At 65.1% G+C, this 22684-nt stretch carries 22 protein-coding genes; 9 read left to right on the top strand and 13 right to left on the bottom strand.

From position 1 onward, the window contains the following. Window positions 1-93: 93 nt before the first annotated feature. Window positions 94-1944, bottom strand: coding sequence for a DEAD/DEAH box helicase (locus FJW07_RS18340; protein ID WP_140858018.1), 1851 nt, complete (start codon window positions 1942-1944; stop codon window positions 94-96). A 666-nt stretch (window positions 1945-2610) separates the two neighbouring features. Here FJW07_RS18340 and FJW07_RS18330 point away from each other — a divergent pair. Continuing rightward, on the top strand, window positions 2611-3645 hold the full coding sequence (locus FJW07_RS18330; RefSeq protein ID WP_140858014.1) for an aspartate-semialdehyde dehydrogenase: 1035 nt from the start codon (window positions 2611-2613) through the stop codon (window positions 3643-3645). 313 nt (window positions 3646-3958) lie between these two features. On the opposite strand, the gene FJW07_RS18325 is transcribed toward FJW07_RS18330, so the two are convergent. Then, window positions 3959-4366 carry an ACT domain-containing protein gene (locus tag FJW07_RS18325; protein WP_140858012.1) on the bottom strand — a complete coding sequence of 136 codons (408 nt, stop codon included), beginning with the start codon at window positions 4364-4366 and terminating at the stop codon, window positions 3959-3961. 162 nt (window positions 4367-4528) lie between these two features. Between FJW07_RS18325 and FJW07_RS18320 the strand changes: the two genes are divergently transcribed. From FJW07_RS18320 to FJW07_RS18305, 4 genes are all read left to right on the top strand, one after another. Continuing rightward, window positions 4529-5434: a bestrophin family ion channel gene (locus FJW07_RS18320; RefSeq protein ID WP_140647877.1), complete on the top strand. Its 906-nt coding sequence runs from the start codon at window positions 4529-4531 to the stop codon at window positions 5432-5434. 290 nt (window positions 5435-5724) lie between these two features. Beyond that, complete coding sequence (locus tag FJW07_RS18315; RefSeq protein ID WP_140647876.1) at window positions 5725-6135, top strand: DoxX family protein; 411 nt, start codon at window positions 5725-5727, stop codon at window positions 6133-6135. Between the two features lie 12 nt (window positions 6136-6147). Next, complete coding sequence (locus FJW07_RS18310; protein WP_140858010.1) at window positions 6148-6675, top strand: SRPBCC family protein; 528 nt, start codon at window positions 6148-6150, stop codon at window positions 6673-6675. 147 nt (window positions 6676-6822) lie between these two features. Beyond that, the gene (locus FJW07_RS18305; RefSeq protein ID WP_095770014.1) at window positions 6823-7086 is read left to right on the top strand and encodes a YMGG-like glycine zipper-containing protein; all 264 of its coding nucleotides are present in this window, start codon (window positions 6823-6825) and stop codon (window positions 7084-7086) included. Between the two features lie 73 nt (window positions 7087-7159). On the opposite strand, the gene rpsP is transcribed toward FJW07_RS18305, so the two are convergent. From rpsP to FJW07_RS18270, 7 genes are all read right to left on the bottom strand, one after another. Beyond that, a complete protein-coding gene (gene rpsP / locus FJW07_RS18300; RefSeq protein ID WP_140658644.1) occupies window positions 7160-7561 on the bottom strand; it encodes a 30S ribosomal protein S16 in 402 nt (133 codons plus the stop codon). A gap of 47 nt (window positions 7562-7608) precedes the next feature. After that, window positions 7609-7935, bottom strand: a complete 327-nt coding sequence (locus FJW07_RS18295) for a chorismate mutase (protein WP_140658643.1) — start codon at window positions 7933-7935, stop codon at window positions 7609-7611. A gap of 7 nt (window positions 7936-7942) precedes the next feature. Then, window positions 7943-9523 carry a signal recognition particle protein gene (gene ffh / locus FJW07_RS18290; RefSeq protein ID WP_140858008.1) on the bottom strand — a complete coding sequence of 527 codons (1581 nt, stop codon included), beginning with the start codon at window positions 9521-9523 and terminating at the stop codon, window positions 7943-7945. 338 nt (window positions 9524-9861) lie between these two features. Beyond that, window positions 9862-10812 (bottom strand): type II CAAX endopeptidase family protein, encoded by a 951-nt coding sequence (locus FJW07_RS18285; protein WP_140783175.1) that lies wholly within the window; start codon window positions 10810-10812, stop codon window positions 9862-9864. 147 nt (window positions 10813-10959) lie between these two features. Beyond that, entirely contained in the window at window positions 10960-11565 is a 606-nt protein-coding gene (locus FJW07_RS18280; protein ID WP_140647871.1) for a DUF1236 domain-containing protein, read from the bottom strand. A gap of 86 nt (window positions 11566-11651) precedes the next feature. Continuing rightward, window positions 11652-12731 carry a putative zinc-binding metallopeptidase gene (locus tag FJW07_RS18275; RefSeq protein WP_140783174.1) on the bottom strand — a complete coding sequence of 360 codons (1080 nt, stop codon included), beginning with the start codon at window positions 12729-12731 and terminating at the stop codon, window positions 11652-11654. A gap of 69 nt (window positions 12732-12800) precedes the next feature. Next, window positions 12801-14048, bottom strand: coding sequence for an NAD(P)/FAD-dependent oxidoreductase (locus FJW07_RS18270; RefSeq protein WP_140707260.1), 1248 nt, complete (start codon window positions 14046-14048; stop codon window positions 12801-12803). A 155-nt stretch (window positions 14049-14203) separates the two neighbouring features. Between FJW07_RS18270 and FJW07_RS18265 the strand changes: the two genes are divergently transcribed. Continuing rightward, window positions 14204-15007: a lytic transglycosylase domain-containing protein gene (locus FJW07_RS18265; protein ID WP_140858006.1), complete on the top strand. Its 804-nt coding sequence runs from the start codon at window positions 14204-14206 to the stop codon at window positions 15005-15007. A 271-nt stretch (window positions 15008-15278) separates the two neighbouring features. Here the strand turns inward: FJW07_RS18265 and FJW07_RS18260 are convergent, their stop codons facing one another. Then, entirely contained in the window at window positions 15279-16499 is a 1221-nt protein-coding gene (locus FJW07_RS18260; protein WP_140858004.1) for an argininosuccinate synthase, read from the bottom strand. A 183-nt stretch (window positions 16500-16682) separates the two neighbouring features. Here FJW07_RS18260 and FJW07_RS18255 point away from each other — a divergent pair, with 183 nt between their 5' ends. Continuing rightward, window positions 16683-17324, top strand: coding sequence for a LysE family translocator (locus FJW07_RS18255; RefSeq protein ID WP_140647866.1), 642 nt, complete (start codon window positions 16683-16685; stop codon window positions 17322-17324). Between the two features lie 3 nt (window positions 17325-17327). Here the strand turns inward: FJW07_RS18255 and FJW07_RS18250 are convergent, their stop codons facing one another. The 3 genes from FJW07_RS18250 to FJW07_RS18240 form a co-directional block, all read right to left on the bottom strand. Further along, the gene (locus FJW07_RS18250; protein WP_140858002.1) at window positions 17328-17795 is read right to left on the bottom strand and encodes a hypothetical protein; all 468 of its coding nucleotides are present in this window, start codon (window positions 17793-17795) and stop codon (window positions 17328-17330) included. Beyond that, window positions 17792-19024: a 23S rRNA (adenine(2503)-C(2))-methyltransferase RlmN gene (rlmN, locus tag FJW07_RS18245; protein WP_140858000.1), complete on the bottom strand. Its 1233-nt coding sequence runs from the start codon at window positions 19022-19024 to the stop codon at window positions 17792-17794. Before rlmN ends, FJW07_RS18250 begins: the two co-directional genes overlap by 4 nt. A gap of 103 nt (window positions 19025-19127) precedes the next feature. Beyond that, a complete protein-coding gene (locus FJW07_RS18240) occupies window positions 19128-20558 on the bottom strand; it encodes a DHA2 family efflux MFS transporter permease subunit (RefSeq protein WP_140857999.1) in 1431 nt (476 codons plus the stop codon). 331 nt (window positions 20559-20889) lie between these two features. Between FJW07_RS18240 and FJW07_RS18235 the strand changes: the two genes are divergently transcribed. Both FJW07_RS18235 and FJW07_RS18230 read left to right on the top strand, forming a co-directional pair. Beyond that, window positions 20890-21189 carry a hypothetical protein gene (locus FJW07_RS18235; RefSeq protein WP_140647862.1) on the top strand — a complete coding sequence of 100 codons (300 nt, stop codon included), beginning with the start codon at window positions 20890-20892 and terminating at the stop codon, window positions 21187-21189. Window positions 21190-21326: 137 nt separating this feature from the next. Then, window positions 21327-22679 (top strand): chloride channel protein, encoded by a 1353-nt coding sequence (locus FJW07_RS18230; RefSeq protein WP_140857997.1) that lies wholly within the window; start codon window positions 21327-21329, stop codon window positions 22677-22679. The last annotated feature ends 5 nt before the right edge of the window (window positions 22680-22684 follow it).

Genomic DNA, 22684 nt, shown 5'->3' with positions numbered 1-22684 from the left:
CACCGGCCGGGATAAGTCCCCACTTGTTCTCACTGCCGATGTCGGCGACAGCCGCGCAAGAATTGGCCGAGCGAGTGATAGATTGGCTTATAGTCACACGGGCCGCTTCTTCGACTTCTTGTTTTTCATCGGCCCCGGCTTGTTGAACTTCGGTTTGCCAGGCTTCCAAGATTTCGCCTCGCCGCCAGGCTGTCGCTCGCCCGGTTCCCGCTTCTCGAATCTGGGGCTCTTCTGGTCGAAAGCACCCTTGCCGCGATGCGGCTTCTTGTCCGGCTTCGGCGGCTGGTAGCCGGCCCGCGACAGGTCCGGCGTGCCGTCGATCCGCTTGACCGCGATGTTGCCCTGAAGCTTGCGGTCGGGGCCGATCGCGGCGACGAATCGGTCGGCCCAGTCGGCGGCGATCTGCACGAAGGTTTCTTCCGGCTGCATCTTGATGGCGCCGATCTCGCGCTTGGACATGCCGGCGGTGCGACACAGCATCGGGATCAGCCAGCGCGGCTCGGCATTCTGCCGGCGGCCGACCGAAAGCGAGAACCAGACGCTGTCGCCGAAATCGTCACGGCGGCTGGGTGTTTCGTCGCGGCGCGCGAATTTCTCGCCCGCCAATCTTTCATGCGAAGGCGTGAACGGCGCGACGTCGAGCAGGTCCTCAGGCGCCGAGCGGCTGCTGCGGCAAAGCCGCACGAAGGCGGCCGCCACTTGTTCGGCGCCGTGCTGGTTGAGCAGCGTCTCGATGAAGGAGCGCTCCTCCTCGTTGATCGGTTCGGCAAGCGCGGGGTCGGCCAGAATGCGCTCGTCGTCGCGGCGCAGCACATCGTCGGCCGAGGGCGGGCTCGCCCATGTCGCCTTGATGCCGGCATTGCCAAGCAGCCGCTCGGTGCGCCTGCGGGCATTTCCAGGAACGATCAGGGCGCTGACGCCCTTGCGCCCGGCGCGGCCCGTGCGACCACTGCGATGCAGCAGCGTCTCGGGGTTGGTCGGCAGATCGGCATGCACCACCAGCTCGAGATTGGGCAGGTCGATGCCACGCGCCGCGACATCCGTTGCGATGCAGACTTTTGCGCGGCCGTCGCGCATCGCCTGCAGCGCGTGGCTGCGCTCGTTCTGGCTGAGCTCGCCCGACAGCGCCACGACGGAGAAATTGCGGTTGTTGAAGCGCGCCGTCAGGTGGTTGACCGCCGCGCGTGTGTTGCAGAACACCAGTGCGTTTTGCGCCTCGTAGTAGCGCAGCACGTTGATGATGGCGTTTTCCCGATCAGCCTGGACAACGCTGAGCGCTCGGTATTCGATGTCGAGATGCTGCTTTTCCTCGCCCGAGGCCGAGATCCGCACCGCATCGCGCTGGTAGCCCTGGGCGAGCGTGGCGATGGAGCGCGGCACGGTGGCGGAAAACATCAGCGTGCGGCGCTCGGGCGGTGCGGCATCGAGGATGAATTCGAGGTCTTCGCGAAAACCGAGGTCTAGCATCTCGTCGGCCTCGTCGAGCACCACCGCCTTCAGCGCCGACATGTCGAGCGCGCCGCGCGTGATGTGGTCGCGCAGCCGCCCCGGCGTGCCGACGACGATGTGGGCGCCGCGTTCCAGCGCCCGCCGCTCGGTGCGCATGTCCATGCCGCCGACGCAGGAGGCGATCTGCGCGCCAGTCAGTTCGTAAAGCCATTCGAGCTCGCGCCGCACCTGCAGCGCCAGCTCGCGTGTCGGCGCCACGACCAGCCCCAGCGGCGCGCCGGCGCCGGCGAAACGCTCAGCACCGCCAAGCAGGGTCGGCGCCACGGCGAGGCCGAAGGCGACGGTCTTGCCGGATCCGGTCTGCGCCGAAACCAGCGCGTCGGCCTGGCCGAGCTCCGTCTCCAGCACCGCCTTCTGCACCGGCGTCAGCGCTGAATAACCGCGCTTTTCCAGCGCCTCCGCCAGCGCAGGAACGATCGTTTCGAAACTGGACATTTTCTTCTTTCGGAATTCGGGGTTCTGTGCTCGTCGTGGAGCACAAGGCCGGCACTGCGCCAGCCAAAGGATATTTGGGCGTTCGTACTTCTTGCGGCCTCACTTGTATAGTGCATCGGCTCCACCGGGACCGCGACCATGCTGTGCCGGCTGGCGAAACCGCTCGCGAGAGCGCCCCTCTCCCCGTCACTATACGGGGAGAGGATGCCGGCAGGCAGGTGAGGGGCAGCGCGACCGCTGATAGGTAAGGCAGGGGCGAGGCTTCAGGCCTCACTTCCGGACGAGCTAACTGTCGAAGTCGGCGCCGCCCCTCATCCGCCCTTCGGGCACCTTCTCCCCGTATAGTGACGGGGAGAAGGAGAGCGTTGCGCCAATTGACTCTTTCATCAAACCGCGTAAAAACCCGCGTCGAACGGGATCGTTTTTCAATGCGCGGCCTTTTGATGGCTCTTCTTGCATTCGACTCCCCCAGCCACAATGTAACGCATTGGGCTGGGCGCTTAGACGCGTCCGTCCGTTCCAGCAAAACTACGGCCAAAACCACCACCAAAACGGTGTGATTCCCTTGGCCTAACCACCCTCTCCCGGGTCCGGCCCGGGGACGGAACCCGCATGAGGCCGGCGGGTTTCTCCAACAACCAAGCGGAGAGGGACAGGAGATATCAGATGAGTTTCAAGGTTGCGGTAGTCGGCGCCACGGGCAATGTGGGCCGCGAAATGCTCAACATTCTGGACGAACGCGGCTTCCCGGTGAGCGAAGTGGTGGCGCTGGCGTCGCGGCGCAGCCAGGGCACCGAAGTGTCCTTCGGCGACCGCACGCTGAAGGTCAAGGCGCTCGACCAGTACGATTTTTCCGATACCGACATCTGCGTCATGTCGGCGGGCGGCAATGTGTCGAAGGAATGGTCGCCGAAGATCGGCAAGCAGGGCTGCGTCGTCATCGATAATTCGTCGGCCTTCCGCTACGATCCGGACGTGCCGCTGATCGTGCCGGAGGTTAACCCGGACGCGATCTCGCTGTTTACACGCAAGAACATCATCGCCAACCCGAACTGCTCGACCGCGCAGCTCGTCGTGGCGCTGAAGCCGCTGCATGACATCGCCACCATCAAGCGCGTCGTCGTCGCCACCTACCAGTCGGTCTCCGGCGCCGGCAAGGAAGGCATGGATGAGCTGTTCACCCAGACCCGCGCGGTGTTCGTCGCCGACCAGGTCGACGTCAAGAAGTTCACCAAGCGCATCGCCTTCAACGTCATCCCGCATATCGACGTCTTCCTCGACGACGGCTTCACCAAGGAAGAGTGGAAGATGGTCGCCGAGACCAAGAAGATGCTCGACCCAAAGATCAAGCTGACGGCGACCTGCGTGCGCGTGCCGGTGTTCATCGGCCATTCGGAAGCCGTCAACATCGAGTTCGAGAAGCCGATCACGGCGGATGAAGCGCGCGAGATCCTGCGCGAGGCGCCCGGCTGCCAGGTGCTCGACAAGCGCGAGAACGGCGGCTACATCACGCCGCTCGAATCGGCCGGCGAGGACGCCACCTTCATCTCGCGCATCCGCGAGGATTCGACCGTCGACAACGGCCTGTCGATGTGGGTTGTCTCCGACAATCTGCGCAAGGGCGCGGCGCTGAACGCCGTGCAGATCGCCGAGCTGCTGGTCGAGCGCGGCCTCATCCAGCCGAAGAAGAAGGCGGCCTGACGGCAGTTTGTTTTCGCTCACGGGCCGTATCGCCGCTGCCGCGGCGGGCCCTTCGCGGGGGGCGCCGGACGACCGGCGGCCCGCAGTCGCGGGCTCGGCCTTTGGCCGGGACGCCCTTCCTTCTCCCCGTTCAACGGGGAGAAGGTGCCCGAAGGGCGGATGAGGGGCAGCGCCGGCCTATGAGTGACCGGACCGAAATCACCCTACGCCCGGCCATCGGCTCCGATGCCGCCACCATCGCGAAATATCCGGCAGGCCTTCCTTGTTGGCCGAGCCGTCGCCGAAACCATCTCTACGCGCTCAGGCGCTGAGTTCACCCGCCGCTTTCCGCCGCCAACCGCTGCAATATGGCCAGCGCCTCCTTCGCCCGCTCCGCCGGCACGAAGAGATGGTCGTGATAGAAGGCCGAGACCGGATTGACGCCCATGCCGGCCGCCGCGAGCCGTCTCGTGATGGCGGCGAGGAAGCCGACGGCTTCCAGCGAGGAGTGGATGTCGAGCGTGATCATCCGGCAGCGGAACGTGCCGGCGAGGCCGGCTGATTTCGCCTCGTCTTCGGTTGTGATCAGGGTCAGGCCTTCCCGCTCGCGAAATTGCATGATGGGATCGAGTCTCGCCGGGACCGGCGTGTCCGGCGTCAGCGTCGCGAACACATAGACGTCGGCAAGCAGTTGCGGCGTCATCGACGCGAGCAGTTTTTGCAGGTCGGTCTCGCCCGTCATCGTCGCTCCTCCTCTTGGCAGTCGCAGTCGCATGTCTCAATACATGCAAGGGCCGACGGTCCGGCCGTGCCGACGACATCTCGATGTCGCTTGCTGTCGCGCCGCGGGCATCGACCGCACAATAAGACATCAAAGCCAAGCCGGCTTGCAAAGGTTAACCCGATGATCGTCCGACCGCGCCCGACATTCCTGCAATTGTTCTTCATCATGCGTGGTTCGGTGGTGCCGCGCATCCTGCCGCAGATTTTCGGCTTCGCCCTCTATTCGGCGGTCATCCTGCTTCTGGCGCGGCAGTTCCATCTCGACCTCAGCGCTTTCAGCATCGCGCCTTTCGGGCTCGTCGGCGTGACGCTGTCGATCTATCTGTCGTTCCGCAACAACGCCGCCTATGACCGCTGGTGGGAGGCGCGCAAACTCTGGGGCGCGCTGGTTTTCGAGATACGCAACCTGGCGCGCGCCACCACCAGCCTGGTCGGCGACCGCGCCGAGCAGCGCGCGCTTCTGATGGAGGCGCTTGCCTTCTGCCACCTGCTGCGCGGGCAACTGCGCAAAATCGACAGCATAAAGGACGCCCGCGCCTTCATCGGCGACGAGGTCGACAAGGCCGCCGCCCGCACCAATCCGGCCGACGACATGGTCCGCCGCATGGGCCGGCGCGCCAATGCGCGGCGCGAGGCGGGCGCGCTCGACCCGATCGGCTTCCGCATCCTCGATGAAAGGCTGGCCGCGATCGCCGCCATCCAGGCCGGCTGCGAGCGGATCGCCGGCACGCCCTTGCCCTTCGCCTATACGCTGCTGGTGCACCGCACGGCCTATGTCGTCTGCCTGCTCTTGCCGATCGGCCTGGTCTCGACCACGGGTTGGGCGACGCCGCTGTTCACGGCGCTGATCGCCTATACATTCTTCGGCCTCGACGCGCTGTCGGAGGAGCTCGAGGACCCGTTCGGCATCGAGGCCAACGACTTGGCGCTCGACGGCCTTTGCCGCGTCTGCGAGATCTCCGTGTTCGAGGCGCTGGACGAGACGCCGCCGAAGATGATCGCGGCCGACAAGTTCTACTTCTCTTAGGAGGTCGACCCGCGAGGGCTCTGCCCTCGGAGATTGGTCGAAAGCGCTGTGTTCTCTTCGTCATTCTAGGGCGGAGCAAGGAGCGAAGCGACGCGGCGCAGACCCAGAAGTTAAGATCGCCTGGCTGGAGCTTCATTCTAGAGCGCTGCATTCTTCGTTCGACGTCACGGCATGGATACTCGGGTCAAGCCCGAGTATGACGAAGGCGTGTAGGATCGCGGCATGTTCCTTCGTCCTTGGATCGGACCCGGCAAATGGCCGGCATTCGAAACCATCAGGAGGGAATATCCATGAGCATTTCCGAAGCCGCGCCTGCTTCAAAAGGCGCTTTGTGGGCCGGGCGCGCGCTCAGCGGCGTCATCGTCCTGTTCATGATCTTCGACGGCGCCATCAAGCTGCCGCCGCTCGACATCGTCACGCAAACGATGGCGCAGCTCGGCTGGCCGGCCGATCCGAATGTGGCGCGCATGCTGGGCGTCATCGGCCTGGTCTCGACCGCGCTCTACGCATGGCCACGCACGTCGGTGCTCGGCGCCATCCTGCTCACCGCCTATATGGGCGGCGCGATTTCGACGCATGTGCGGATTGGCAACCCGCTGTTCTCGCACACGCTGTTCGGCGTCTATCTCGGCATTATCCTGTGGGGCGGGCTCTATCTGCGCGACGCAAGAGTGCGCGCGCTGATCCCGTTTTCGCGATAGGGAGGAGAAGAGATGTTTGCCACTATCCTCATCATCCTGGCCGTCATCATCGCCGCCGTGCTGGTCTATGCCGCGACCCGGCCGAACGATTTCGTCGTCACCCGCTCGGCCAGCATCAAGGCGCCTGCCGAGACGATCTTCCCGCTGATCGACGATTTTCGGCGCTGGCCCGAATGGTCGCCCTACGAAAAGCTCGACCCCGGGATGAAGCGCACTTTGTCCGGCGCCGAAAGCGGCAAGGGCGCGGCGTATGCCTGGGAGGGCAACAGCAAGGCCGGCAAGGGCCGCATGGAAATCGTCAACTCGGTGCCGTCCTCGCTGGTTTCGCTCAAACTCGATTTCGAAAAGCCATTCAGGGCCAACAACACTGTCGATTTCTCGCTTTCGCCGTCCGGCGAGGGCACCACGGTCACCTGGGCAATGCGCGGCGCAAGGCCTTTCATTGCCAAGCTGATGGGCCTGTTCATGAATTTCGACACGCTGATCGGCAAGGATTTCGAGGCTGGGCTGGGCAATCTGCGGCGCCTCGCCGAGCGGTGAAAACCACGAAGTTTCAATGCGTTGGCGCTCAGTGCCGTAAATCCGGCCGGCGCGTAGCCGGCCAATCTTCATCATCTGCGGGATCAATTCAGCTGTTCGTGAGTTTAGGGCATGGCGGCGAGGACGGCGCTTGAGAGAGGAACAGCAATGAAGAAAGCAATCACCATCCTGGTGCTGACGGTGGCCCTTGGCGCCTGCTCGCAAACAGAAAAGGGTGCTGCGATCGGCGGCCTGGGCGGTGCGGCGGTCGGTGCCGCGGTGGCAGGCGATCCGGTGCAAGGCGCGGTGGTCGGCGGCGCTGTTGGCGCAGTGGCCGGCGCGCTGATCGGTCATGCCAGCGAAGCCGGCCAGTGCCGCTACCGCGACCGCTACGGACGCGTTTATGTGGCGCGCTGCCCGTCCGGCTATTGAGGCATCGGACCGGACAATCGAATAAAAAACGGCGGGCATGGGCCCGCCGTTCTCGTTAACGAAAAAGCCGTGATTACTCGGCGGTGGCGGCTTCAGCCTCGGCCGGCGCGGCGGTCGCCGCGGCGGCGGCAGCGGCCGCGTCTTCCTGGGCCTTCTTCAACAGGGCGGCGCGTTCTTGCGCCTTCTTGCCGGGCAGGGCCTTGTTCGGGTTCGAGCGGGTTTCGCGCTTGGCAAGGCCGGCCTCGTCGAGGAAGCGCAGCACGCGGTCGGTCGGCTGGGCGCCATGCGACAGCCAATGCTTGACGCGATCGGCGTCGACCTTGACGCGCTCGCCGTCCTTCGGCAGCAGCGGGTTCCACGAGCCGAGCGACTCGATGAACCGGCCGTCGCGCGGCGAACGGGCGTCGGCGACGACGACGTGGTAGTAAGGACGCTTCTTCGAGCCCGCACGGGCCAGTCTGATCTTCAGTGCCATTGTTTTCTCCTAAAAGCTCTGATTTCGTTGAATAAGTCGGGGTTTCTTCAACCCGTTTTCGTCACACCGTTGGAAGCGGCGATCTGTTCGTGATGCCGGATCACCTCGCGGACGACGAAGTTCAGGAACTTCTCCGCGAAATCCGGGTCGAGGTTCGCATCTTTCGCCAGCTGGCGAAGGCGGGCGATCTGCTGTTGCTCGCGCGACGGGTCGGCGGGCGGCAGGCCATGCTCGGCCTTCAGGACGCCGACCGCCTTGGTGCAGCGGAAGCGCTCGGCCAGCATATGGATGAGGGCGGCGTCGATGTTGTCGATCGAAGCGCGGTAGCCAGCCAGGATGGCGCGTGCGTCGGCCATATCTTTCTCCTCGTTCATCGCCCCCTCACTTCTTTTTCCCAAGGCCGGGCAGCCCGCCGCCGCCGAGGCCCGGAAGACCCGGAAGCTTCATGCCGCCGGGCAGGCCCGGCAGTCCGCCGCCACCGGGAAGGCCGCCCGGCATGCCTTTGCCGAGACCGGCGGACTGCGCCTGCTTCTGCAGGGCCTCGAGCTGCTTGGGATCCATCCTGGAAAGATCGGGCATGCCGCCGCCCGGCATCATGCCGCCAAGGCCCATTTTCGAGGCGAGGCCGCCCATCATGCCGCGCATGAGGCCGCCGCCTTTGCCCTTGCCGCCCATCGCCTTCATCATGTCGGCCATGCCGCGGTGCATCTTCAACAGCTTGTTGATCTCGGCCGCGTCGGTGCCGGAGCCGGCGGCGATGCGCTTCTTGCGCGAGTGTTTGAGCATGTCGGGGTTGGCGCGCTCGGCCTTGGTCATCGAGGAGATGATGGCGAGCTGGCGGCCGAACATCTTGTCGTCGAGGCCGGCGGCGGCCAGCTGGTCCTTCATCTTGCCCATGCCGGGCATCATGCCCATGATGCCACCCATGCCGCCCATTTTCGACATCTGCTGAAGCTGCTGGGCGAGGTCGTTCAGGTCGAACTTGCCCGACTGCATCTTCTTGGCCATCGCGGCCGCCTGCTCGGCGTCGATGGTCTCGGCGGCCTTCTCGACGAGCGAGACGATGTCGCCCATGCCGAGGATGCGGTCGGCGATGCGCTTGGGGTGGAATTCCTCCAGCCCGTCCATCTTTTCCCCGGTGCCGATCAGCTTGATCGGCTTGCCGGTGACGGCGCGCATCGACAGCGCCGCGCCGCCGCGGCCGTCGCCGTCCATGCGGGTCAGAACCAGGCCGTTGATGCCGACGCGTTCGTCGAAGCTCTTGGCAAGGTTGACGGCGTCCTGGCCGGTCAGCGAGTCGGCGACCAGCAGGATCTCGTGCGGGCTCGACACCTTCTTGATGTCGGCCATCTCGACCATCAGCGGCTCGTCGATATGGGTGCGGCCGGCGGTGTCGAGGATGACGACGTCATGGCCGCCGAGCCTGGCGGCCTGCACGGCGCGTTTGGCGATGTCGACCGGGCTCTGGCCGGCGATGATCGGCAGGGTGGCGACCTTGGTCTGCTCGCCGAGCTGGCGCAGCTGCTCTTGTGCCGCGGGCCGCCGCGTGTCGAGCGAGGCCATCAGGACCTTCTTGTTCTGCCGCTCGGTCAGGCGCTTGGCGATCTTGGCCGAGGTGGTCGTCTTGCCGGAGCCCTGCAGGCCGACCATCATGACGACGACGGGCGCCGGCGCGTTGAGGTCGATGGCCACGCCCTCGGCGCCGAGCATCTCGACCAGCTCGTCATGGACGATCTTGACGACCATCTGTCCAGGCTTGATCGACTTAAGCACTGCGGCGCCGACCGCCTTCTCGCGCACCTTGTCGGTGAAGGAGCGAACCACTTCCAGCGCGACATCGGCCTCGAGCAGCGCCCGGCGCACCTCGCGCAGCGCCGCCGAGACATCCGCCTCGGACAGCGCGCCGCGGCCAGTCAGGCCGTTCAGGATGGAGCCAAGACGCTCCTGGAGGGATTCAAACATCTGCGGTCCTTGATCTCGGTGGGTTTCGACCGAGAGGTAGTGCGTTCGGGCCGGGTCGCCAAGCAAAAGCGCAAAGCCAAAAAGCACCCGGGGGCGCATCGCGCTGCCGGGTGTTGGCCTCCAGGATCTCTTTACAGCACCCGCCTCAAAGAGGCTTCGGCGTCCTGGTCGGCTTTCGCGAAAGAAAACTCGTCGCGGAATTCAGCGGCTCTAGACAGGAAATTGGCCGCGGAGTCAAGGCTGATGCATGTCGCGCAAAAGTGCGCAGCGGTTTTGCGGCAACGGCATGCATCAAAAAACAATGCCGGAATCCGAGCCAAAACGCCGCTATTGGCGATTCAGCCCAGGCTTTGCTTGCTCGTCCCGACCCTGAGCGGCGAGCGCCGGTGCAAAAGCAGCAGCATCGTCAAAAGCGTGCTGACGATACCGATCGCGGCGATGAGAACGGCGTCCAGATTGGTCCAGCCGGGGCCTTCGAGGGGCTTGGCATTAAGCAGCGCGAAGCCATTGTAGCCCTCTTGATGCGAGATCAGCAGGAAGCCGGTCAGATTGTTGCCGAGATGGGCGCCGAAACCGGCGCCGAGATTGCCGGTGACATAGACCAGGAGCGTGAGCAGCAGGGCAAAGGTGCCGATCGAGACCAGCACGCAGGCATTGATGGCAAGTGTCGAGGCCGAATTCCAGTGCAGCGACGCGAACAGCAGCCCGGGCAGCAGCGCCCAGACCAGCGGGCTGCTGAAGCGATAGGCGAGGCCGCGCAGCAGATAGCCGCGAAACAGCATCTCCTCCGACGAGGTCTGCAGGAAGGCGAGCAGCACGATCGGCACCAGGAAGAGCAGCCAGGACGAAAAGGCGATCGGTCCGCGCGCGATCTCGGGCTGCAGCCAATAGAGCAAGACCTCGGAAAAGAGCGAGGTGATCATCACCGCGGCCAGGCCCTTGAGGAAATCGCCGCCCGCGACGCGGCGGCTGACGCCGAACAGGGCCGACAGCGGCTCGCCGTGGACGAAGCGCATCGCCACCCACAGGCCGATCCAGATGCCGGCAAAGGAGGTCAGGGCGCTCAGGATGCCGGTGGGCGATGCCAGGAAGTCCTGCATGTAGCGCCCGGTCGAGGGGCCGGGGAGACGCCAGACAATGTAGACATAGGTGCCGGCAAACAGCACCAGAGCCGTCATCGCCATCCAGAAGGCGATGACGATCGCCGTCCCGAAGAACAGGCGCAGCAAATTGGTCTTTTCGTTCGGCGAGCGGCGATAGCGCTCGAAGGCGGCATTTTCGATCGTCACGCGGCTCCCCTGCCGAAGGCTTTCGCCACATGGGTCTAGGAGATCGGCAGTTACCGCGCAATTACCGTCCACGCGGAGTTGCCGCGCGCAGGATCAAAAAACGGCCGCCAGCGATGGCGGCCGTTATTTGACAGCGATCAAGCCCGATCAGCGCATCACATAGACGATGCGCCGCGTGCCAGGGTCGACCAGCGCCGGCTGGTTGTTCACATAGACGTAGCGATACCGGTAATCGGGGATCTCGCGCAGCTCGACCGTGTCGGGCAGTGTGGCGCCGGTCACCACCTCGCCGTCGAGATAGACCGGGTCGACCCGGTGCGTGGCGACATAGGTGCCGACCTCGGCCGGCGGCCTGCCGATCGACTCAATGGCGTCGTCGTTGGAAACGATGGCGCCGGTGTAGGTATCGGTCGTGTAGATGTTGTCGGTCGGCGGGGCGACGACGGCGATCTCGGCATTGGCCGGGCGGCGGGTCACGACGACGCGGCTGCCGCCGAAATCGCCCGTCACATAGTCGGAATAGACCCAGCCCTTGCCGTCGGCTTCGGCGATCGTGCACCATTTGCTGCCTTCGATGCAGCCGTTAAGCGTGGCCGACTGCCCTGCCGCCAGCACGCCGATAACCGGATATTGCGGCCCGGGGCCAGCGCGAACGTTCAAGTCGGTCACCGCCTGTACGGGAGTGTCGGCGAAAGCTGCGCCCGAGATTGTGAGCAGCGCACCGGCCAGAGCCGGAAACAACACGCGTGTCATGGTTCTTCTCTCCGTTTTCAACGCTCCCTCGGGATCGGAAACGAAACAAAGGCTTATGCGTTCCGGCTAAAGTGCTTTGCGCCCGCTCACGAATTGTTCCAGGCCTTTTTCGGCGCGCCTGTCAAAAGATCGTGCACGAATGCGAGTTTGCGCGCCGCCACCTCGGAAATCACGAAGGGGTAAAGATCCGGCAGACCCATGCAGCGGTTGATCGAGTTGGATGCCTCCGACAATACCAGCCAGCGGGCCAGGATCCTTTCAAATGGCTCCGGATCCAGGTCGGGATCGGCGGGCGCCGGGTGCAGACGGCCACCAGTGTCGCCGCGCGGGATGGCGTCGGCATCCACCGTCTCCAGCCGGCCCAGCGGAAAATTCAGCGCATGGACCATTTCCAGCGTGTCGGCGATGTGGAGATGATGCGCCCAGGTCTCGGCCCAGTCCTCCCAGGGATGGGATGCGGCATAGGCGGAGATGTGGCGTTGCTGCCAGTCCGGCGGCGCGCCATTGGCGTAGTATGCCTTCAGGGCCTGTTCGTAATCGGCCTGCTCGTCGCCGAAGAGCGCGCGGAAGACTGAAAGCCGAGCGGGATCGCCACGGATCAGCCGGTCCCAATAATAATGGCCAAGCTCGTGGCGGAAATGGCCGAGCAGGGTGCGGTAATTCTCGCCCATTTCGACGCGTCGTCGCTCGCGCTCGACGGAATCGGCCTCGGCAACGTTGAGCGTGATCAGGCCGTTGTCATGGCCGGTCAGGATGCGCTCTCCGCCCGGACCGGCGCCGATCGGATCGGCGAGGAGGTCGAAGGCAAGGCCGATCTCATCCTTGGCGTCGGCCTTGGGAACGACCGGCAGGCCAAAGGCGAGCAGTGAATAGACGGCCCGCTTCTTCGCTGCTTCGACCCGGATCCAGCGCCGACGGTTGCCGTCGATGGAAAGGTCGGGAATGACCTGGTTGAGGGCGCAGGCGCGGCAGAAAGTCCGGCCAGCCTCAGCCCGCCAGTTGCAGGCGCATTCATCGGCATTGCCGCATGCGGCAACGCCGCTCGCACCCGCCAGCAGGAAACGTGCTTCGTACGGGTCGTAGAGCACCAGGCTGGAACAGTTCAGACACTGGGCGTTCTCGAAATAAAGGCGGTGGCCGCAGTTTGGACAGTCGAACAGCTTCATCTTGTTTTCAACATGCGGAAGAGGTGGAAGCCTCGTCGAAACGTCCGCCGGGCCTCCGGCGTTCCGAAGCTATTTCGTAGCGAGCTGGGCAATGACCTGCCGGGCCACGCTTTCGCCCGAAAGCCTGGCGCCGCCGCAGGTCTGGATCAGCGGGCCGGCGACATGCTCGCCGGCGAAGAAGATCTTTTCCGCCAGCGGCTGCAGCAGCGTCGCGCGCGCCTCCGAACGGCCAGGGCGCGCCGCGGCATAGGCGCCGCGCACAAAGCGCTCCGCGCCCCAGTTCGTCATCATGGCGCGGCCGACATGCTTCCTCACGTCGCCGCCGAAGATGCCGCACAGGCGGTCGACGACGAAATCGACCCCGGCCGCCTCGCCGGCGGCCGACATTTCCCAGGCGAAGTCGCCGCCGACGAAACCGACCATCAGGTCGAGATCGAAGGGGAAGCAGAGGAAATAGATGTCGTGCCTGGCCATGCGTTCGATCAGAAGGTCGTCGAAAGGTTCAAGGCCGAGCCGCGTGCCCTTGATCTCCACCGGCAGCTTGGTCAGCATGCCCATGGGCAGGTCGAAGAAGGCGCCGAAATGCGCGTCTGGCAGCGCCGGCGAGAACTCGATCTCCTCGAAGGCGAGCACGGCCGGCGAGGCGGTGACGATCACCGCCTTCGCGCGCACCGTGCCGCGGTCGGTGACGCAGGCGACGCCCGGTACATCCCAGAGGATCTTGCGCACCGGCGTCGACAGCTCGACCGGCACATCGAAGCCGAAGCGCGCGACCAGCGCGCCGAACCCTTCCTTGCTGAAATAATTGGGGTCGAGGTCGGCCGCCGCCTGGAAGTCACGGATCGAGATCTCGTCCTCGTCGGCGCCGAAATCCATCGGGCCGGCGAAGGTGGCGGCCGCGCGCGGCGCCTGGCCCTTGGCGAGCAGCGCCGACAGCCGGTCGTCGTCGCCTTCCTCGACCTGGTGATTGGCGAGCAATTCGAACAGCTTGGCATCGGCCGCCTTCATCTCGGCCTCTTCCTCCTCGCCCGCCTTGCGCTTGCGGTAATAGAGGTGGTCGACATTCATGTCGTGGTGATGCAGCGTCCAGCCGGCCGCCTGGGCGTCCGGAAAATAAGGATTGCGGTCTGCCGCGTGCAGCCAGGCGCAGCCAATGTCGAAGGGCACGCCGAAATGGCGGTCGCTGGTCCAGGCGCGGCCGCCGATGCGATCCATCGCCTCGAGAAGAATGAAGGAAAGCCCGGCCGCTCGAAGCGTCTTGGCCGCGGCAAGCCCCGCGGAACCGGCGCCAATGATCACGACGTCAACGTCTTTCATGAGGCAAGCCCGCCACACCTGATGGCTGATCGTAGGCAAATTGCCCTTCTTTCGCCAGTGTCGGGTGTCACGTCCCCGGCGGGGGCGGTGACAATCAGGCGTTTCGCTGGCAAATTCGCAACCGGGACGTGATTCAAGGCAACCAGGAGACGGATATGGCATTTTTTGCCAAGGGAAGGATTTTCGTGGCCACCGCGGCGGTGCTGGCGATGTTTGGGCTGGCGACAGGCGCCGAGGCCGCGGCCAGCTGCGGCAAGAACGGCGCCGGCTTCGACGCCTGGAAGCAGGACTTTGCCGCCGAGGCCAAGGCCAACGGCGTCGGCCAAAGGGGCCTTTCGGCGCTGGCCGGGGCGACCTACGCGACAAGGACGATTTCGGCCGACCGCGCCATCCACAAGGCTTTCAGCGGCTCCGTTGAGGCGTTCATGAAACGTCGCGGCGCTTCCGCCATCATCTCGAGAGGCCGTGCGCTGAAGAAGGCGAACGCGGCGATGTTCGCCAATATCGAGCGGACCTATGGCGTGCCGCCGGGCGTGCTGCTGGCCATCTGGGGCATGGAGACCGGCTTCGGCGCCTCGATGGGCAACCAGAACACGGTGTCGGCCATCCTGACGCTCGCCTATGACTGCCGCCGCCCGGACTATTTCACGCCGCACGCCATTGCGGCGCTCAAGCTGGTCGATCGCGGCGCGCTCAGCGCCGCCTCGGTGGGCGCCATGCATGGCGAGATCGGCCACACCCAGTTCCTGCCCGGAAACGTGCTGAAATACGGCGTCGGCAGCGGCAACCTGCGCGACCGCAACACGGCGCTGGCTTCCACCGCCAACTACCTCAAGGGCCATGGCTGGCACGCCGGCGCGAGCTATGAGGCCAATATGGGCGCAATCGCCGGCTGGAATTCGGCAAGCGTCTACCAGCAGGCCATCGCCCGCATCGCCGAGGCGATCGACGCGGATTGATCTTTGAATCTTTGTTGAGCAGAACAGCCCGGCCATGCGCCGGGCTTTTTTGTTGGACTTGGAGATTGGCGAAAGCCGGGATGATGGCCAATCTCCCCCCTTGCGGGGGAGATGTCCGGCAGGACAGAGGGGGGTGCTGTCCCTCCAGCCTGTCCGGCAATCCTCACCATTTTCACGCTGGCGCCCAGCTGCAAATCAGAGAGGCAGCGATCCTTCACACCCCCCTCTGCCCTGCCGGGCATCTCCCCCGCAAGGGGGGAGATTAGCAGCTTCAGCGACGGCTTCTCGCCGCCAGCGTCCGTAACCTCAACCCATTGAGCCGAATGAATCCCTCGGCGTCCTTCTGGTCGTAGGCGCCGCGGTCGTCCTCGAAGGTGACCAGCGCATCGGAATAAAGCGTCTTTTTCGACTTGCGGCCGGTGACCATGACATTGCCCTTATAGAGCTTCAGCCGCACCGTGCCTTCGACGTCTTCCTGGCTCTTGTCGATCATCGCCTGCAGCATGAGGCGCTCGGGCGAGAACCAGAAGCCGTTGTAGATGAGTTCGGCGTAGCGCGGCATGAACTCGTCCTTGAGGTGGGCGGCGCCGCGGTCGAGCGTGATCGATTCGATGGCGCGATGGGCGGCGATCAGGATGGTGCCGCCGGGCGTCTCGTAGACGCCGCGCGACTTCATGCCGACGAAGCGGTTCTCGACCAGATCGAGGCGACCGATGCCGTTGTCGCGGCCGAGGTCGTTGAGCGCCGCCAGCATGGTGGCCGGCGACAGTTTCTTGCCGTTGAGCGCGATCGGGTCGCCCTTGAGGAATTCGATCTCGATCTCGGTGACGGCATCGGGCGCGTCCATCGGCGAAACGGTGCGCTGATGCACGAATTCCGGCGGCTCGCTCCACGGATCCTCCAGCACCTTGCCCTCGGAAGAGGAGTGCAAAAGGTTGGCGTCGACCGAGAAGGGCGCTTCGCCGCGCTTGTCCTTCGCGACCGGAATCTGGTGCTGCTCGGCGAAGTTGATCAGATCGGTGCGCGACTTGAACGTCCAGTCGCGCCAGGGCGCGATGACCTTGATGTCGGGGTTGAGCGCATAGGCCGACAGCTCGAAGCGGACCTGGTCGTTGCCCTTGCCGGTGGCGCCATGGGCGATGGCGTCGGCGCCAGTCTCTTTCGCGATCTCGACCAAGTGCTTGGAGATCAGCGGCCGGGCGATCGAGGTGCCGAGCAGGTAGGTGCCTTCATAGACGGTGTTGGCGCGGAACATCGGGAAGACGAAGTCGGCGACGAATTCCTCGCGCACATCGACGATGCGGATGTCCTTGATGCCCATCATCTCGGCCTTCTTACGGGCCGGCTCCAGCTCGCCGCCCTGGCCGAGATCGGCGGTGAAGGTGACGACTTCGGCGCCGAGCTCGGTCTGCAGCCATTTCAGGATGATGGAGGTGTCGAGGCCGCCGGAATAGGCGAGCACGACTTTCTTGACGTTCTTGATCTTGGACATTTTTGGCGGTTCCGCGGGAAAAGAGCTTCGCGGGGCGAGGTATCACGGCCTTTCCGGGCGGCGCAAGAGACGAACAGAGGCCTGGCTCCAGCGCAGGCTGGGCCAGATGTTTGCCCGGGCAGACGCTGGCGGAGCAAAAATGGTCGCGTTATAGGCTGCGCGATCTCTCCCAGGGCCGCGCGCATGTCCTTTATTCCCGACACTTCGACGCTCATCCAGTTCGCCATCGCCACCGTCATCCTGGCGATCACGCCGGGGCCGGACATGACGCTGTTCGTCTCGCGCACGCTGAGCCAAGGCCGCGCCACCGGCTTTGCCTCGATGGCGGGCGCGCTCACCGGCACGCTGATCCACACCACGCTGGTGGTGGTCGGCATCTCGGCGCTGATCGTCGCCTCGCCGATGGCCTTCTTCGTCCTGAAGATTTTTGGCGCCGGCTATCTGGTGTTCCTGGCCTGGCAGGCAGTGACGAAGGGTTCGGCCTTCTCGCCGGAGAAGAGGACCGGACCGCAAGTCTCCCTGTTCCGCAGCTGGGCGGCCGGGCTCGGCGTCAACCTGCTCAACCCCAAGATCATCCTGTTCTTCATGACCTTCCTGCCGCAATTCGTCTCCGCGCACGATCCGAACGCGTCCGGAAAGCTGTTCTTCCTCGGCATGATGTTCATCGTGCTGTCGATCCCGGTGACGGTGCCGATGGTGCTGGCGGCGGAAAAGTTCTCGGCGGCGATGAAGGCAAGCCCGCGCGTCACGCGCGTGGTCGACTATCTGTTCGCTGGCGTGTTCTCGGCCTTCGCGCTCAAGATCCTGACCGCGCAGGCGAAGTAGGGTTCACGGCTGCGCGTCGAGCAAGGGCGCGCGACGCCAGCTTCCGGCCCAGCGACCGGCGGAGAGCCAGTAGAAGATGCCGCCGACCATGCCGGTGCCGATCACGGCCAGCCTGGCGTTGGTCTCGGTGACATCGAAATTCGCATCGCCGACATTGTGCACGAAGCCGAGAAAGACGATGGCGATGACGGCGCCGCCGAGCGCGTAGAACAGCCAGTCGCGGCGGTCGAGCACCTCGGCGATCAAAATGACGACCACCGCCGGCATGAAGGCGAAATAAGCGACGAACAGCGCCACGAAAGGCACCGAGAAATAGAGCGAGGCGGTGGCCGTCGGCTCCGGATCGGCCGGGGTGTAGCCCAGATGCGCCAGGACCAGGACGTGGAGGAAGGCGCTCGCCGCCAGCGAGGCGACGACATAGCCGACCAGGATGGCGGCAAAGCGGATGAGGTAGGCGATGATGCGCCTCACGCCTCGCCGTGTCCCGCGATCATCATGGCTTCGAGCGCCAGCCGGTCGACCTTGCGCATGCGCTCCGACTCCGACTTGAGCTGGCCGCAGGCGGCGAGGATGTCGCGGCCGCGCGGGGTGCGGATCGGCGAGGCATAGCCGGCATTGTTGATGTAGTCGGCGAACTTCTCGATCGTCTCCCAGTCCGAGCACTGATAGTTGGTGCCGGGCCAGGGATTGAACGGGATCAGGTTGATCTTGGCCGGAATGCCCTTGAGCAGCTTCACAAGCGCCTTGGCGTCGTCGAGGGAATCGTTGACGTCCTTCAGCATCACATATTCGAAGGTGATGCGCTTGGCGTTGGAAAGGCCCGGATAGGCCTTGCAGGCGGCGATCAGGTCTTTCAGCGGGAACTTCTTATTGATCGGCACGAGCAGGTCGCGCAGGTCGTCATTGGTGGCGTGCAGCGAGATCGCCAACATGACGCCGATCTCCTCGCCGGTGCGGGCGATCTCCGGCACCACGCCCGAGGTCGACAGCGTGATGCGCCGCTTCGACAGCGACAGGCCGTCGCCGTCGGAGGCGATCAGCAGCGCCTTCTTCACCGCCTCGAAATTATAGAGCGGCTCGCCCATGCCCATCATGACGATGTTGGAAACCTTGCGGCCCTCGGCCGGCACGATGGCGCCGTCCGGCGTGTCGCGGTCGGGGAAGTCGCCGAGGCGATCGCGCGCGGTGAGCAGCTGCGCCAGGATCTCCTCGGCGGTGAGGTTGCGCACCAGCTTCTGCGTGCCGGTGTGGCAGAAGGAGCAGGTCAGCGTGCAGCCGACCTGCGAGGAAATGCAGAGCGTGCCGCGGCCTTCCTCGGGAATGTAGACGGTCTCGATCTCGACGGGACGGCCGGCGCCGCGCGGCGGAAAGCGGAACAGCCATTTGCGCGTGCCGTCGGAAGAGATCTGCTCCTCGACGATTTCCGGCCGCGCGACGGTGAAATGCTTGTCGATCTCGGCGCGCAGGTCCTTGGAGATGTTGAACATATGCGCGAAGTCGGAAACGCCGCGCACATACATCCAGTGCCAGAGCTGCTGGGCGCGCATCTTGGCCTGGCGCTCCGGCACGATGCCGGCATTGATGAGAGCTTCACCGAGCTCGGCGCGGGTCAGGCCGATCAGCGACGGCTTCTCGGTCGGTGTTGCACGGCGCAAGGCGTCACGAGCGCCTTCGGCGGTAAGATCAAGCGAAACGGTCATGGTGGCGCCAATATAAGCGATTTGCGGCTGATTTCAGCATCGGCCTCAGATGGAAGCGCGGCGCATAGCACAGCTCGGCGGCGGAGTCATGCGCCCCGCAGGTTCAGGCGTCGGCTTCCGCCTTGCGGCGATGGCCGCTGACCTGCTGGCCGTCTTCCGGATGCAGGAAGAAGAAACCCGGTATGGGAAGCAGCGGGATCACCGCCGTCAGCAGGAACGCCCAATGGAACTGGTCCGCCGTCGGCGCGTGCGCCTGGCCGGAGACGAGGCCGAGCACCATGGCGGCGATCGAGACGCCGAGCGAAACGCTGAGCTGCTGCAGGACGCCGCCGAGGCTGGTGGCGCGGCTGAGCTTCTCCGCCGGCAGGTCGGCATAGGACAGCGTGTTGGACGACATGAACTGCGCCGAACGCACGATGCCGAAGAAAAAGACATAGAGGCCGATCAGCCAATGCGGGGTGTCGGCATCGAGCAGGGCAAAGCCCGCCACGGCAACAGAGCCGACCACCGCGCTGCCGCTCAGCACGGCCTTGAAGCCGAAGCGCCGCAGGAAGAACGACAGCAGCGGCCGCATTAGAAGCGCGCCGAAGCTGCCGACGAAGGTCAGCGAGCCGGACGTGACCGGGCTCATGTCGAAGCCGACCTGCAGCATCAGCGGCAAAAGGAACGGCGCGCCGTTGAGGCCGATGCGGCACAGCCCCCCGGCCAGCGTGCCGACCCAGAAGGAGCGGAAGCGGAACAGCGTGAGATCGACCGCGGGCGCCGCGACGCGGCGGGCATAGCGGCCGAAGGCGAGCAGGAGCAGGACCGACGCGGCCAGCACCAGCATGGTCGCCAGCGAGGAAATGATCGGCCTGCCGATATTCTCCAGGCCGAACTGCAGCAGCGCGGCGCCGGCCCCCACCATGAGGAAGCCGGCGAAGTCGAAAGGCTGCGCCTCCTCGCCGTGGAAATCGTCGACGAAGCGCAAGGCGGCGAAGATGCCGATGAGGCCGAACGGCACGTTGACGTAGAAGATCCAGCGCCAGGACGCATAGGTGGTCAAGAGGCCGCCGAGCAGCGGCCCGATAACGGGACCGACGATCGCCGGCAAGGTCATGTAGGTCATGGCCGTGATCAGCCCGCTGCGCGGAAAGGAGCGCAACAGGATCAGCCGCCCGACCGGCGTCATCATGGCGCCGCCCAGCCCCTGCAGCGCGCGCATCGCCAGGAGCATGCCGACGCTGTCGGCCACGCCGCACAGGACCGAGCCAAGGGTGAAGGTGAAGAGCGCCAGGGCGAAGATCTTGCGGGCGCCGAACCGGTCGGCGAACCAGCCGCTGACCGGAATGAACACCGCCAGCGTCAGGATGTAGGTGGTGATCGCCAGGTTGAGCCGGACCGGGGTGGTGTCGAGGCTCTGCGCGATGGCCGGGATAGCGGTGGTGAGGATGGTGGAATCGAGCTGCTCCATCAGGAAGGCGATGGCGACGATTGCCGGGATGATCAGCTTGAGACGCGGGTCGCGCTCGGTCGCAAAGAGATGCTGTTCCAATTGTCCGCCAGTTCCGTCGTGCAGGAAGCGGTGGCCCGCCTTTGGGCCATCCACGATCGAGCCGGCGTCGATGTCGTGCGGCCCAGCCGGCCTGGCCTTCCCACCGCACCCGACTGCTTTATGTCCCGATCGATGCGAAGCGATAGCGATTTCGACTGGCACAGGGGTCAACAAATTTTGAGCCCTGCCGCCTGTGCCAGGGCGGAGCGGGGCCGGCTCCCGCCATGGTCGGCTGAAAATCGATCACATATTCGTGTTGGCGTAACCAATCGAAGCGCATCCGCGAACCTGAAAGGGGCGACCATGCCCCTCAACAATGGGAGTTGTTCAGATGCACTCGATCAAGTTCGCACTCGTTGCCGGCCTCGCCGGTCTTTGCGCCTCGCAGGCCTTTGCCGAGGACACGATGGGCGCCATGACGATGATGAAGGGCGGGCAGGTCACCGCGATCATGCCGGACGGTCACATGGGCACCATGATGCCGGACGCCAAGATGAGCGCCGATATGATGAAGATGGCCAAGCCCATCAAGCATTGCATGATGATGATCACCGACGCCAAGGGCAAAGCCTACATGATCGATACGTCGACCAAGAAGGCCCAGGCCGAATGTGAAAAAATGGCGATGTGAGATCCACCTTGCCCGCCTGACATTCCCGCCGGCATCGGAGCCGGCGGGACAATCTTGAGCGCATGCACGATTACGCCTGCGCGGTCTTGATCGACCCTCAGCCTGTGCTAGGGCTGAATTCCATCACGAGGGCGGACATGGCCGGCATATCCCGAAAGAATCGTATGCTGCGGCGCTCACAGGCGATGTGGGTGTCGCGGCGCGTCTGGCAGCCGCGTCTGGTCTTCTGGGCCGGCGCCATCTCGATCGGCCTGATCAGCGTCCTGTTCGCATTGCTCGCCGACCGCGCGCAAACCCTGTTCCATCTCATGACGGGCAATGACGGTGGCTGGCGCTTCTATCTGCCGCTGGTCGTGACGCCGCTCGGTTTCGTCCTTTGCGCCTGGCTGGCGCATTCCTTCTTCCCGGGATCGCAAGGCAGCGGCATTCCGCAGGCGATCGCGGCGCGGCATCTGCGCGACGAGGACGACCGCAGCCACATCCTGTCGCTGCGTTTGGCGGCGGGCAAGATCGCGCTCACGATCGTCGGGCTCGCCTGCGGCGCCTCGATCGGCCGCGAAGGCCCGACGGTGCAAGTCGGCGCTTCGCTGATGCTGCAGGCGGCGCGCTGGGGCGGCATGGCGCAGGCGCGCGGCCTGATCCTTGCCGGTTCGGCCGCCGGCATCGCGGCGGCCTTCAACACGCCGCTTGCCGGCATCGTCTTCGCCATCGAGGAGATGGGCCGCGCCTATGAATCGCGCACCAACGGGCTGGTGCTGACGGCGGTTATCCTAGCCGGCCTTGCCTCGCTCGGGCTCATCGGCAACTACACCTATTTCGGCGTCGCCAAGGACACGGTCGCCTTCGCCGCCGACTGGCCGCTGGTGCTGGCTTGCGGCATCATCGGCGGCGGTGTCGGCGCGCTGTTCTCGCTCTCGGCGCTGAAGGTCATGCGCCGCATCCGGCGCTGGAACGCGCTGCAGCCGCTGCCGCGCACGCTGGTCGTGGCGGCTGTCTGCGGCCTGGCCGTGGCCGCGATCGGCATCACCTCGGGCGGTTTGACCTTCGGCACCGGCTACACGCAGGCGCGCGGCGCGATCGAAGGCACGCCGCTGCCGGCCTTCTTCTTCGTCGAGAAATTCGCGGCCGGCCTGCTGTCGATGGTGTCGGGGATACCGGGCGGCATCTTCGCGCCGTCCCTGGCGGTGGGCGCCGGGCTGGGCAGCACGCTCGGCCTCGTCTTCGGCGCGGCCACGGGAACCGCGGCGCTGCTCGGCATGGCCGGCTATTTCGCCGGCGTCGTGCAGGCACCGATGACGGCCTTCGTCATCATCCTCGAAATGACCGGCAACCACGACAATGTGATCGCGCTGATGTGCGCGGCGGTGCTGGGCTACGGCACGGCGCGGCTGATCTCGCACGAGCCGCTCTATCATGCGCTGTCGCGCGTCTTCATCGCCGAGGCGATCCGGCGGCGGCGCGCGGAGACAAGCGAAGCAGTCAAGGCGTAGCGCTT

It is taken from the genome of Mesorhizobium sp. B3-1-9, from assembly GCF_006439595.1.
Classification (GTDB): domain Bacteria; phylum Pseudomonadota; class Alphaproteobacteria; order Rhizobiales; family Rhizobiaceae; genus Mesorhizobium.
The sequence above is the reverse complement of the archived record's forward strand: the minus strand, read 5'-3'. Positions and strand labels throughout refer to the sequence as shown.